This is a genomic window from Cyclobacterium roseum, from assembly GCF_010119225.1.
GTDB classification, from domain to species: domain Bacteria; phylum Bacteroidota; class Bacteroidia; order Cytophagales; family Cyclobacteriaceae; genus Cyclobacterium; species Cyclobacterium roseum.
Genome location: NZ_WNKF01000025.1, coordinates 46,223 through 58,983, shown reverse-complemented (window position 1 = coordinate 58,983; position 12,761 = coordinate 46,223). Strand labels below are relative to the sequence as shown.

Genomic DNA, 12,761 nt, shown 5'->3' with positions numbered 1-12,761 from the left:
AAACGGTTTGAAAAGCCCGGTAGTGCTTCAACCAACGGAACGGATGTGTAAAAAAGGTGGATAAATCTGATTTTTGTCAGTGATATAATATGTTATGCTCCAGCAAAAGAACGTTTTAAAATGAAGTCTATATCCAAAATTTTGATAAATTTAAGCTATGAAGCATCTAACTTTAACTATACCCGATCATCTTGACCTGGATGAGAGGGAGACAAAAAGATTCCTTGCGGCAAAAATGTATGAATCCGGAAAGCTGTCACTTGGACAGGCAGCAGAATTGACTGGATTGTCAAAAGTGGCATTTTCGGAGATTTTGGCTGATTATGATGTTTCTTTAATCAACTATCCACTTTCGGATATCCCAAAAGATGCCGCACAATTCTGATATTATCATTTCAGATACCAGCTGTTTAATAATTTTGGATAAAATCGAATATAAGATTGGGGAGATCTTTAGCGAGCTAAAAAACCGGGTCCAAAGCGGCTACAACCTGCGGGAAGTCATTAACCGGATTGATGAGTTGCGGTTCCGTACCCATGCGGAAAAGCACGAAATGAGCCACCTGTACGAAGACAAGATCAAAAACATGGGCAATGCCGGGCGAAACGGGGGAGAATACTACACGCCCCGACCGCTGATTACGACCATCGTTGAAAGTTGGCTTACTGATCAACTTCGGAAGCAAACGCCTGACCTTTAAACGATTGGTGTTATAAAAAAATAGGCGAAAAAGTAGTAAATTCAAGCCTTTCTAACGCTTTTGGTTTGCATTCCCCGGTTTATCTTGGTGCTGAATACCAATGTGACGGGAAATTATGCGTTATTAGGCCCGGTCATGATCGTCTGTACCATCCTTGCCTTTTAATTTTTTTAAGCAAAAAATGACCAAAGGGCAGGCGGAATAACAAAATACAATCACCCCTATGTGGTTTCTCGTGATTCTTTGCCCTACACCATCTTAGAAGAATATATCACCTGTTTCTCATGTAATAATTAATGTAAAGGATTAATTGGGGAATGAGAAATATTAGAATTGTCGCAAAAGAAACCGGTATGATTTTTCCATCATCGATACTCCCCTGCCAGGCGATTCACAAAGGGGGGAGCGCCTATTTGGCCAACTTCACATCAATGGCACTCAGCCCTTTCGGAGTTCTCTCGGTTTCGAAGGTGACCTGGTCGTTTTCACGAACATCATCGACCAAGCCCTTTACGTGTACAAACACGCTATCCTGGGATTCCAGGTCTTTGATAAAACCATATCCCTTGGATTCATTGAAAAAGGTGACCTTTCCTTTCCTTCGCAGATCTTCCGGATCCACAGGAGCTTGTTTGGACACACTGACCTCAATATCCTCCAATTCGATTTTTTTCTTTTTTACCGTTGGATCGGGAGGAGTAGAAGTAATATTGCCCTCATCATCGACATAAGCAATCATGTCATCCAGATCGCCCCCTTTATTGGAATTCGATTTTCTGGCTTCTTTCTTTTCTACTTTCTCCTTCTTCTTCCTTAATCTTTTTTTCTCTTTTTCTTTTTTGTTAAAAGTTTCTTTCGATTTTGCCATAAATTAATTTTTGTTGAACGTTACTTATTCCTAACACACAACACAGATTATCCGAATAAGATTGCATAAAAGCCTGATGTTTCTACTAATCGAATGACACTAGGAACTGAAATAAAAAAATCAATTTCGATCAGTAACCTAATCCTGGAAAGCATGTTGTGGCTTTTTAGGATCACAAATTTGACCAAAAAAATGGATTTTTCCTATTTCATCGCTGCAATATATTTCTCAATGTGCTTCTATTTTGATTTTACGCCAGTTTAATTCGGGTAAGTGATTGCTATACTCGGGATTCCCTTTTAATTTCGGAATCGTAACTTTACCAATAACTTCAAACCAATCCACCATTTCGCACATCTAACCCATCCCCTGTTTATGAGAAAGACTGCATTACTCCTGTTTTTTCTAGCCTGGATAACTTCCCTGGATTCATTGGCCCAATCCCAGCAAGGTCCGTACATCCGCATCATGGTCAGCCCATCGGCACCAAACATGATTTACCGTACCGGAGAGGCCATCACGTTTGATGTGGCGATCTACAAATTTGGACAATTAGTAAAAGACGCTGACATCCAGTACGAAGTTGGTCCGGAGCTAATGAAACCCGAAATAAATGGCCAAACGGTACTAAAAAAGGGCAGCGGGCAGATTAAAGGAGGACAGCTATCCGTGCCGGGTTTTATCCGGTGCAAAATCACCTATCAGGAAGATGGAAAAACCTATCAAAACACGGGAACTGCCGGCATCGATCCGGAATCCATTGAACCCACCACCAGTCTGCCGGATGATTTTTCTGAATTCTGGAAAAAGGGCAAAGAGGAGTTGGGCCAGATCCCCCTCGAACCCGTCCTGACACACCTCCCCGACCGGTCAACCCACCTAACAGATGTATACCATGTACAATTCAGAAATATCAGCGGGTACATCTATGGGATTCTCAGCAAGCCCAAAAAACCCGGCAACTATCCGGCTATTCTACATGTTCCCGGAGCCGGAATCCGACCTTATTATGGGGCCAATAAGGATGAAAATGTAATTTCATTGCAAATTGGTATTCATGGCATTCCGGTAAACTTGTACGATTCCCCCATTTATCAAAACCTTTCGGCAGGAGCCTTAAGGGATTACAACCGGATTTTTCTGGAAGATAAAGACCGGTATTATTACAAAAGGGTGTATCTGGGCTGCGTTAGAGCAGTGGATTTTATTTATTCCCTGAGTGAATTCGACGGCGAAACCCTGGGCGTTATGGGAGGTAGTCAGGGAGGTGCCTTGTCCATCGTTACGGCCAGTCTTGACGACCGAATTGATTTCCTGGTAAGTTATTACCCTGCCCTTTCAGACCTTACCGGGTACCTGCACGGACGGGCGGGCGGCTGGCCTCACCTGTTCAAAGAGGAATGGACCAATCAACCGGCCAAGGTTGCTACTTCAAAGTATTATGATGTGGCCAATTTTGCCCGATTTATCCAAGTACCCGGATTCTATTCCTGGGGATTCAACGATAATGTGTGTCCGCCAACCTCCATGTATGCGGCTTATAATGTCATCCCTGGGGATAAGACCTTATCGCTTTATCAGGATGCCGCTCATTGGCGCTATGCTGAACAAAGCGAAGAAGGACATGCCTGGATCATGAAAAAACTTGGCGTCGAATAACGAATTCAAACGAAAATCCGGCAGGGGTATTTCAGTCAGGCCCCCTGCCGGATTTCTACCGTCATTTTTCCGGCCAGCTTGTTTCTACTCCCTGAGATCGGATAAAATCCTGAAACTCGGCCAGCAGCGACCTGTCTTCCCTGACAATTTTTGGACGAACCTTTTTCTCCATCGCAAAGGGCACCAGCATGCCAACCGCCTCTCCGATACTCCACTCTACCGGATGCAGCCGGTAGCATCCGTTAGTAATGTGGGTGGTACCTATGTTTTTATTTGCAGGCAATAAATTCTCCATTTTTCTGGGGATAAGGGCCCCTAAAGGAATCTGAAAGGGCAGCGAACCAAAATCAATGTAATTATCCCCACCGGAACTGGGATGCAAGTCAATATGGTAATACCCTATCCCCACGCTATCGTAAAAATCTGCCGATGTGAGCTCCTGCCCACTTAAGCCCGTAATGCTCGCCCGCTGTTCGGCACCCACATGTTCCTCAAGAACCGTAAATAGCGCTTTTATTCTTCTGGATTCCCGTACATACGGATATTTTGCGAGTCCATCAGAGCTGCCCATCAGGTCATGCCGCAATCGCAAACTGGGCCAACCTTTTCCGCCATCCGGCCTGGGTGCCTCTGTTTGGAGCCAGTAAAGCATGGAAAGGCTTTGCTGCTTTCCGGCATCTACATGTCGGTTAAACTCCGCGTCACTTACATCAATGATATTTCCGGATACGTAATCGTTTTGAGGCCAGTTAACAATGGTAGCATCCCCCTGATAAAAACCAGGCTTAAAATTGTCCTGATGTAAAATTCGCCGGTAAAGCATCAGGTTAAGCTTGTCAGCCGTGGGGATCCCTTCCGGGTGAAAGCCCAGTTCTTTTGGTTCCAGGTTACGGGGATTACTGTAATTCAGTTCCAGCATTTTCCCTGCCCATGGCGGATCCATTTGGGGAGTGAAATTTTTCCAATAGGAATAATCAGCTGGTTGAGGGATGGTCCAATCTTCCCCTTTGACATAATCCATGGCAAAGCAAACCGTAAACGCCTGATTATTATCCGGTCGGTGGCTGCTTCCCGCATGAAATTCTCCGGTGTCCGCCCGGGATTCACTGCCGGTGATGTATTCGGTACCTGTGAGTGGTAATAAGTCTCCCAGCTCCGTGGCATCTACGAAGTACCTGCCTTTGGCGATGATGGTACTGCCTTCACGTAAATTTTTAAAACGCAATTCCTGAACCCGGTTCTGGCGTACCTTAGCAGAAACAACTTTGTGCTCTTTTAGGATGAGAATTTTCCGGGCACTTTCATAGGGTGCAAACATTTCTTCCAATACCCGATGTGCTACCTTTGGCTCATGACACAAGCGGGAAACAGAGCCGTTTCCAGGATTTAATCGTTCATTGGCAGCCGCTTCCGGAGTAAGGGGATAGTGCCGCTTGTAATACTCCCGGACATTTTCCCGAAATTGCCGGTAAAGTGCCGGTGCACCATGGGTTTCGATCCACTGGTGTTCGTCTGGTGGCACTCCCTGCTGAGACAACTGCCCCCCTAACCAGTCCGTTTCTTCCGTCATCAGTACAGAAAGGCCGTTTCTTAGGGCAGCCAATGCGGATGCGCAACCTCCCAAACCTGCTCCTGCAATGACCAGGTCGGCTTCAAAAACGGCTCCGTTTTCCGCTACCTTCACTTCCCTGTTTAATCCCAGTGCAGCGGCCGGCGTTCCTATCACGGAAGCAAAGGAACCCGTTCCCAGCGCTACCTTTCCAATAAAGTCTCTTCTCTTCATACGATTACAAATTTTGGGCTGATGGATGATTATTTAAACTTATAATTGAGCTAGTGATTGCCAAACCTGATAAAGGCCCCTGGGTACGTGAAAACAGCCTTTCCACTTTCCTCCCTTCAAAGGTAGCTGCACCTTACCATACCGGTCCAGGTATCCAAACCATTCCGGATAGTCCGGGTCTTTGAAATGGGTCCAGGTGTACGCATGCACTTTTTCGAACCAACTTTGACAAACCGGATCCCCGGTCATCTGGAATGCTTTGGCCAGAAATACCAGGCATTCCAGGTGAACCCACCATAACTTCTGATTCCATTCCAGTTTATCGGGCGGATGACCTTTGATATCCAAAAAATAATAAATGCCACCGTATTTGGAATCCCAACCGTGTTCCAGCGTTCGCAATCCCGTCTCAATGGCTCTGTCCCTTAATGTTGGATCACCAAATCGCTTCGAGAGGTCCAGCATAAACCACATGGCTTCTATAGCGTGCCCCGGGCTAGTCAGTCTTCCCTCAAAGGAATCACAGAAGCTGCCATCTTCCAACACATTTTCCAGGACCAAGCCCGAATGGGGATCCAGAAACACATCCATCACTTCGTGAATGACTCCTGACACCAGCTCTTGCACCAGCTCTTCATCCAACAAAGACTCCATTTCCAGGGTGAGGTTGCTCAAAATCATGGGAAGCGCAAAACTCTTCAGGTTTCGGGTACCGGGAAAAGCCTTATTGTACTTCTCTTTGGGATTGCTTCTTCGCGAGAGGATGTTTTCAAAGGTACTTACTGCCAGGTGGGCATATTCTTCCTGCTGATCCACTTTATATAGTGCCGAAAAGGCCATGGCTGCAAAACAGTCCGAAAAAATGTTGTATGGCTGCACCAAGGGCTCACCGGCTCTGTTCAACGAAAAATAAAAATTACCCTGCGCATCACTGCCATGTTTTTGAAGAAACCGAGCACCATCTCTGGCCAAATTCAACCAGTCAGGATTGGTTTCCACCTTTTCGCAAAGCATGGAAAAGAACCATACCTGCCGGGCTTGTAACCAGACAAATTTATCGGTATCATAAACCTTTCCCTTTTGATCCAAACAGGTAAAATACCCGCCCTGCTCTTTATCAGGGCTATGTTGCCGCCAAAAAGGAATCACCTGATCGAGAAGTTCGTTTTTGTACGTATCCAGATACTGTTTCATATGCTATTATGTTGGTCTTTTTGGTCTCCTAACCAATACGATTCAATGTCCTCCAGGCTCCTGCCTGAAGTTTCCGGGATTTTCTTCCAAATAAGGTACAGGTAAGGGAAACACATCAACGCAAAGAACATGAAGGTCCCCGAGGGGCCCAGTTTTTCCAAAAACCAGGGGGTCAATTGCCCCACCAGATAGGTCCCTACCCATAAGGAAAATCCGGCAATAGACATGGCCAGCCCCCGTATTTTGTTGGGGTACATTTCCGAAAGCAACACAAAGATTACCGCTGAAATGCTGATGGCGGTGCAGAAAATATACATTAAAAACAAGGTCAACAACAATAAGGAGGACAAACCTAAATTAGAACCAGCATAGAAATAGAAACTGATCAAAAGTAAGCTAAGAATCATTCCGCTTACCCCAAAATACACCAGCTTTTTTCTACCCACTTTATCAATGATCAACAGGGCCAAAATAGTGGTCAGAACATTGACCAAGCCTACCATTACCTGATAAAACAAGGCATCCCCACCGGATAATCCACTTTGCTCAAAAATCCCGGGACCGTAATACAATACGGCATTTACGCCCATAAACTGCCCTAATACCGCAATCGCCATCCCATAGAGAACGGGCCGGAGGATCTTCGGGTTTTTCAACAGCTCGAAGTTGGATTCGCTGGTCTTAGCTGCCTGTTTTCTTACCTCCTCTATTTTAATTTTCGCCAACTTCCTATCCGGATATAGCCGGCTAAACACCCTTTCAGCACGATCCGCACGTTGGTTGATAACTAACCATCGGGGACTTTCCGGTATGATAAACAATACCAGTAGAAAAAACAATGCGGGCAGTAGTTCCATCCCAAGCATTCCCCTCCATACCTGCTGGTGAAAAACCAAATCCCAGGGCTTCTGCTCGCTAAAAAGGTCCGTTGCTGACCATTCCAATAGCTGAAAATTCACCAGGTAAGCCCCTAGAAAACCTACGGTTATGGCCAATTGATACAGGGAGACCAGGCTGCCCCGGATCTTGGCTGGCGCCACCTCTGAAATGTACATGGGAGATACGATGGAAACCATTCCAATACCCGCTCCGCCAATGATCCTGAAAATGACGAGTGAAAAAAAAGAAGGTGCCAAAGCACATCCCAAGGCAGATACCGCAAACAAAAGGGCTGCCAGTAGCATCACCTTTTTCCTGCCAATAAGATCTGCCAACCGCCCGGAAATGGTTACTCCCAAAATAGATCCCAGCAAGGCACAGCCCACATACCATCCCTGAGACATGGCATCCAAATCGAAAAGCTCGCTTACCTGACCTATGGTTCCGGACACCACTGCCGTATCGTATCCAAACAAAAAACCACCTATCGCCGCAATCAGCGATAGCGTCAGAATATACCGAAAGGAAGCATCAAATATCATTGGTTTGCAGCATCGTTGGTGGAAGATTTACTGATAGGGTTGGTATTTTTTCTTGTTGAAAACTATATGTTTTGCATGCCTTTCCAAACCATAAACTCGAAAGAAAATTGCCTAATCAATCCCAATCCGGAATAGACCAGGATTTATGTTTATCATACTTTAATTTCCCCGTAGAAATCACCAAAGGGGACGAAACGTTATTCCGGTAAAGCATCCCTGTTCCCAGCCCTTGCGGGAGTACAGGATTTAGGGAAGAGGTCAATTGAGCAATGGCATTTAGCCCGATATTACTTTCCAACGCAGAGGTCATCCACCATCCGATTCCCAAATCCTCAGCAAGACTGATCCACTCTTTTGTTGCCAGAATCCCGCCTACTAAGCTGGGCTTCAAAATCAGGTAGGCCGGTTTAAGATCCTCCAGTAGGGCTTTTTTCTCCTGGATATCGTGGATACCGATTAATTCTTCATCCAGCGCAATCGGAATGGGGGATGTTCGGCACAATTCAGCCATGGCTTTCCCATTTCCTGGACCAATAGGCTGTTCAATACTATGAATTCCCAGTTTTGCCAATCGATTCAGCTTACCCATGGCCTCATTTGGATTAAAAGCACCGTTGGCATCTACCCTTAATGTGATTTGTTCTTTGCTGTATTTTTCTCGGATCGACTCCAGTAAGGCCAGCTCCGATTCAAAATCAATGGCACCAATTTTCATCTTGATGCAATCAAAGCCCTGCTGCAACTTTTGTTCTATCTGCTGCTTCATAAATGGCTTTTCACCCATCCAGATAAGTCCGTTGATGGGGATTTCCGTGCCGTACTCATAGAAACGGTTGGGAAGAATTTTCCTTATACCCCCGTTTACTAAGTCCAACATGGCTGTCTCCAGGCCAAACCGGAGGCTGGGGAACTCTTCTAGCCCTGCCTCAGAAAGTATCTGTAGGATTTTTGTGGGTTCCGTTGAAAAAGGAATGTTCTCCAGTTCTCCTAAAACTTCCATCGCCCGGTCCATAAAATCCGGACGGTCATCCGGACTTAGCCCTTTTAAGGGTCCTGCCTCTCCTATCCCATAGATTTCAGGAAAAACAGGGGATTGGACCCGGATAAAGTGGGTTTGTTTATCTTTCAATACCCCCCTACTGGTACCTGCATCGAAAGCGAAATCCAGGATGTAGGGCTTGATGGCTGCTTTGACTTTAAAGGTTTGAGTCATTTCCGTCTTTAAATAGGTTCAAATATGCGCATTTTCTTTTAATCCCGACACCCTTTTATTCCCAAATCCTGGTAATGACCTCCCAAATAGTCGTATCTGTACAAGGTCCGGTGACAGGCAATTGGCCTAAAAACGCTATATTTGCCCGAATTTAAAATTGAAAGGATTACCAGACATTGCACATGGAGATTACCCCTAACCTTAAGGACTACGACTACCATTTACCGGACGCTTTCATCGCCAAATACCCCTTGAAAAAGCGCGATGCTTCCAAATTACTTCATTATGAAAAGGGAGAAATTCAACATGCACATTTTTCAGACCTACCTACGATCTTGCCTGCCAATACGCAATTGGTATTCAATGATACCAAGGTAATTCCCGCCAGACTGCATTTTAGAAAGCCTACCGGCGCGGCTATCGAGCTCTTTTTACTAAACCCACTGAAGCCCTCAACGCTTATTCCACAGAGCATGGGCAGTCATGGGCCGGTGGTCTGGGAATGCATGGTGGGAAACCTAAAGCGGTGGAAGGAAGGTGAGCAGATTGCATGCGAAATACTTGTAAACCAGCAAAATATAGTACTCCGGGCAAAATTACTTTCAAAGGAAACGAAAGCAGTGGAATTCAGTTGGGATCCGGCTGAACTTACCTTTGCCTCCATTGTGGAAGCTAGCGGAGAAGTACCGCTCCCTCCCTACCTGAATAGAAAAGCAGATGACTCGGATAAATCAAGATACCAAACGGTCTATTCAAAGATTCAGGGAGCAGTGGCGGCTCCCACTGCCGGACTTCATTTTACCGAAAAGACCCTGGAGGAACTCAAAAAAAGAAACATCCCCCTTCACTACCTTACCCTTCACGTGGGAGCAGGTACATTTTTGCCGATTAAGCATCAAAATATTTTGGAGCATCCCATGCATCGGGAACAAATGGTCTTTTCTAAAGAAAATATCGAAAATTTGTGCCGTACCCGGGGAAATATAGTGGCGGTCGGCACCACCTCCTTGCGATCCCTGGAAAGCTTGTATTGGTACGGGGTTAAACTAATTTCGGGGTCCAATACTGAGTTTCAGGTAGGAAAGTTAGAACCCTACACTGGCGAGGAAAAAAACATTTCCAAAGAAAAAAGCTTTGAAGCCATTTTGGCCCACATGGATAACACCCATCAGACCCAGCTGATCGGTGCCACGGAGATTTTTATTTTTCCTGGCTATCGCTTCAGGGTCTGCAATGGACTGGTAACTAATTTTCATCAACCCTGTTCTACCCTAATATTGCTGATTGCGGCCTTCACCCGTCAACAATGGAGGGTAATTTATGAAGAAGCCTTAAAGAATGAATACCGGTTTTTGAGCTACGGAGACAGCAGTTTGCTATGGTACAATAAATTGGAGGTCTAATCTTTTAATCGAATCCGTTGCTACCCAACTTTTGAACGCCACTGATGAGTGTTTGGTAATAGGTCCTCCCCACAGGAACCTTTTCGTTACGAACGGATACCTCTTTGGGCGAAATGGTTCGGATCTCTTCCAGGTTTACTATAAAGGATTTATGAATTCTGAGGAACGATTCCGTCGGCAAAATTTCCTCAAACTCTTTTAAAATATTTCGTAATGAAAAACTTTTTTCCCTGGTCACCAAGGTCGTATAATTGCCATCTCCTTTGAGATAAACGATCTCGGAATAGGCAATTTTCGTTAGACAACCTTTGTCTCTTATGAAAATAGCATCTTTGATAAGAATCTCTTTGGATCCATCATAAGTATCCGACACGCCATTCACCGCTCTATCCGCTATTTCCTGTATATTTTCTTTGAGTCCCATATTGATTGAATGATTATTTTTTCCTCTTTTAGAATAAACTCCGCTACCAAACAAATGTTTGTATAGCAGTGAAAATATTCAGATGGAAGGCAGATTGGAGGGCTACGGGAGCAAGGTCAGTAGTTCAGTTTTCTATTCTGAAAAAACCAACTCATTTCTATTAATGGGGTTCATTACGGTACAAGCATTCCTTTTACATCTAAATTTTAGCTTTTTAATGCTATTATTTAGCAGCTTATTTTACATTTCAAAAAGTATTTTTTAATTTAAAGTTTGTTAAACGATTAAACGTAAATAAATAATTATGAAATTTTTAAAAAAATCACTGATTGCAGCCTTACCATTGCTCTTTTGTTTCCTAAACGTTGGTTGTTCCGTAGGAGAGGATAATGATGTGGGATCCTGCTCCGTTCGATGGTCGATCGAACTCCAGGATGAAATAAATGCCATGTCACAGGCTGCGATTGCCCGGGCACAAAACCCAGGTCCGACTACCTGTGAAAACTTTAGATCTGCTTCGGAAGCCTTTTTGGAGGCACTACGTCCCTATGGAAATTGCTCCACCCTAACCGGTCAGAGCCGCTCAGAATGGCAAAATGAAATGGACGAGGCCGAAACCCGGATCCAAGAACTTGATTGCAGTGAAGATACCTAAACTTCCATTAACTAGAGGAACTTTTCCAGAATTTTACCAAATAAGGAGGTTCTGTTTTCGTTTTTTATGCCTTTGAATTCCACTGCAAAAGCTTTGGAAATGAGCAAGATCATGTCTTCAGAACTCTCCCTGGTAAAAACTTCGTTTTTCATTTTATTGATGAAATCCAATGCCTTGCAACGCTCGGTGAAAGCATTGTTTAAAAATTCCTGATCAAAAGTAATTCCCAAAGTAGCTAAGGCCAAAATTGAATAATCATGTTGACGAAATAGGAGCCGAAAAGCTATTTCGCCGTTGGGATGTTCCCAGTAAAAATTATGTGAACTATCTCCCCAAAAAGTGGAAAAATCTCCATACGTACACCATTCCAGGCCCGCCAACTGATAGGGGTCTTTCCATTCAAACGTTTCCGCTTCTTGTAGGGAGCTTTCCTTTAGGTACTTTGCCAGGGTAATCCCCTGGGTGGATAGTGGAATTTTGAGGTCCTCAGCCGAACCAGCATGGATTCCCTTTAGGTTTTGACCAATGGCAAAAATGCCATCCTTCGTCTCCAACCCATAGTTTGGGCCTACTCGAAACGATTCTCCTGAATAAGCCGGTTGACCTCTCAAAAAGAAAAAATCCGGGAAATTTCCCTTGTCGTGAAACACCGCCTGGCCGGCCAATTCTTCACCATTCTCCAGTCGTACGCCTCTGATTTCCCCTTTTTCACCCAATAAATAGTTGCTTATTTTTTCATTAAAAATTAGATGAATGCCGCTGGCTTTTAGTTTCTTGGCTACCAGGCATGCCTCTTCTTCCGGCATGCTTTGTATTGCCAACCTGCTCTCAGTACTGATAAGTGTAACCTTCAAGCCCATTCGTTGCAATTGATCAGCGATGGCGATGGCAACGAATCCATCGCCTCTTACAATGGCCTCCCTGACCGACTCCTGAATCCAATCTATATAATCATCAGCAGTAGTCAAATGCCTTAAAAAACCACCCTTTCGGTGAATTAATAACTTAGGTTTAGATTCATTTACGACTACCAACCTATCAAATTCAAGCGGCCCATCTGGCATCAAAAGGCTCTTTTTATCAAAATCAATTGCTTCTACGGATGCAATTATAAATTGCAAATCAGATTGCTTCTGCAGCTCACTTGAAAACGATCGGTTTAATCCCTTCAGGGCACAAAGGGCATTCAAATAGAAAAGATCCGAGGGGTGTTCCGCTATGATCGTAAGCCGAAAAACATCGGGTTCATGTAACCATTCCTTAAGAAATTCAATTCCGGAAAGGCCAATTCCCATCAAAACAAGATGCTTCCTTCTATCTTTTATCAAACTGCTATTCATTGGGCCTGAAACGATCTACATTCACCTTTAAAAAGTAATACACACTTTATCCTACTCGGTTTTCAACAATCAGGCCAAATTAAAAAAGGCAATCCACCGA

General features: G+C 44.5%; 12 protein-coding genes. 5 read left to right on the top strand and 7 right to left on the bottom strand.

Going from position 1 to position 12,761, the window contains the following annotated elements:
- Nucleotides 1–157: 157 nt before the first annotated feature.
- On the top strand, nt 158–385 hold the full coding sequence (locus GJQ68_RS22085; RefSeq protein ID WP_162419440.1) for a UPF0175 family protein: 228 nt from the start codon (nt 158–160) through the stop codon (nt 383–385).
- A gap of 34 nt (nt 386–419) precedes the next feature.
- Nucleotides 420–701 carry an N-6 DNA methylase gene (locus tag GJQ68_RS22080; protein ID WP_235941846.1) on the top strand — a complete coding sequence of 94 codons (282 nt, stop codon included), beginning with the start codon at nt 420–422 and terminating at the stop codon, nt 699–701.
- A 409-nt stretch (nt 702–1,110) separates the two neighbouring features.
- Here the strand turns inward: GJQ68_RS22080 and GJQ68_RS22075 are convergent, their stop codons facing one another.
- Nucleotides 1,111–1,569, bottom strand: coding sequence for a cold-shock protein (locus GJQ68_RS22075; RefSeq protein WP_162419439.1), 459 nt, complete (start codon nt 1,567–1,569; stop codon nt 1,111–1,113).
- A 375-nt stretch (nt 1,570–1,944) separates the two neighbouring features.
- Between GJQ68_RS22075 and GJQ68_RS22070 the strand changes: the two genes are divergently transcribed.
- Nucleotides 1,945–3,228, top strand: coding sequence for an acetylxylan esterase (locus tag GJQ68_RS22070; protein WP_162419438.1), 1,284 nt, complete (start codon nt 1,945–1,947; stop codon nt 3,226–3,228).
- A 61-nt stretch (nt 3,229–3,289) separates the two neighbouring features.
- Here GJQ68_RS22070 and GJQ68_RS22065 read toward each other — a convergent pair whose 3' ends face one another.
- The 4 genes from GJQ68_RS22065 to GJQ68_RS22050 form a co-directional block, all read right to left on the bottom strand.
- Nucleotides 3,290–5,011: an FAD-dependent oxidoreductase gene (locus GJQ68_RS22065; protein WP_162419437.1), complete on the bottom strand. Its 1,722-nt coding sequence runs from the start codon at nt 5,009–5,011 to the stop codon at nt 3,290–3,292.
- Between the two features lie 39 nt (nt 5,012–5,050).
- Entirely contained in the window at nt 5,051–6,205 is a 1,155-nt protein-coding gene (locus GJQ68_RS22060; RefSeq protein ID WP_162419436.1) for an AGE family epimerase/isomerase, read from the bottom strand.
- A complete protein-coding gene (locus GJQ68_RS22055; RefSeq protein ID WP_162419435.1) occupies nt 6,202–7,626 on the bottom strand; it encodes a sugar porter family MFS transporter in 1,425 nt (474 codons plus the stop codon). Before GJQ68_RS22055 ends, GJQ68_RS22060 begins: the two co-directional genes overlap by 4 nt.
- A gap of 115 nt (nt 7,627–7,741) precedes the next feature.
- Nucleotides 7,742–8,839 (bottom strand): o-succinylbenzoate synthase, encoded by a 1,098-nt coding sequence (locus GJQ68_RS22050; protein ID WP_162419434.1) that lies wholly within the window; start codon nt 8,837–8,839, stop codon nt 7,742–7,744.
- A gap of 182 nt (nt 8,840–9,021) precedes the next feature.
- Here GJQ68_RS22050 and GJQ68_RS22045 point away from each other — a divergent pair, with 182 nt between their 5' ends.
- Nucleotides 9,022–10,242 carry an S-adenosylmethionine:tRNA ribosyltransferase-isomerase gene (locus tag GJQ68_RS22045; RefSeq protein WP_162419433.1) on the top strand — a complete coding sequence of 407 codons (1,221 nt, stop codon included), beginning with the start codon at nt 9,022–9,024 and terminating at the stop codon, nt 10,240–10,242.
- A 4-nt stretch (nt 10,243–10,246) separates the two neighbouring features.
- Here GJQ68_RS22045 and GJQ68_RS22040 read toward each other — a convergent pair whose 3' ends face one another.
- Entirely contained in the window at nt 10,247–10,666 is a 420-nt protein-coding gene (locus GJQ68_RS22040) for a LytR/AlgR family response regulator transcription factor (RefSeq protein ID WP_162419432.1), read from the bottom strand.
- A 304-nt stretch (nt 10,667–10,970) separates the two neighbouring features.
- Between GJQ68_RS22040 and GJQ68_RS22035 the strand changes: the two genes are divergently transcribed.
- Nucleotides 10,971–11,321: a hypothetical protein gene (locus GJQ68_RS22035; RefSeq protein WP_162419431.1), complete on the top strand. Its 351-nt coding sequence runs from the start codon at nt 10,971–10,973 to the stop codon at nt 11,319–11,321.
- Between the two features lie 11 nt (nt 11,322–11,332).
- On the opposite strand, the gene GJQ68_RS22030 is transcribed toward GJQ68_RS22035, so the two are convergent.
- Nucleotides 11,333–12,661 carry an NAD(P)/FAD-dependent oxidoreductase gene (locus GJQ68_RS22030; protein WP_162419430.1) on the bottom strand — a complete coding sequence of 443 codons (1,329 nt, stop codon included), beginning with the start codon at nt 12,659–12,661 and terminating at the stop codon, nt 11,333–11,335.
- Nucleotides 12,662–12,761: the final 100 nt, after the last annotated feature.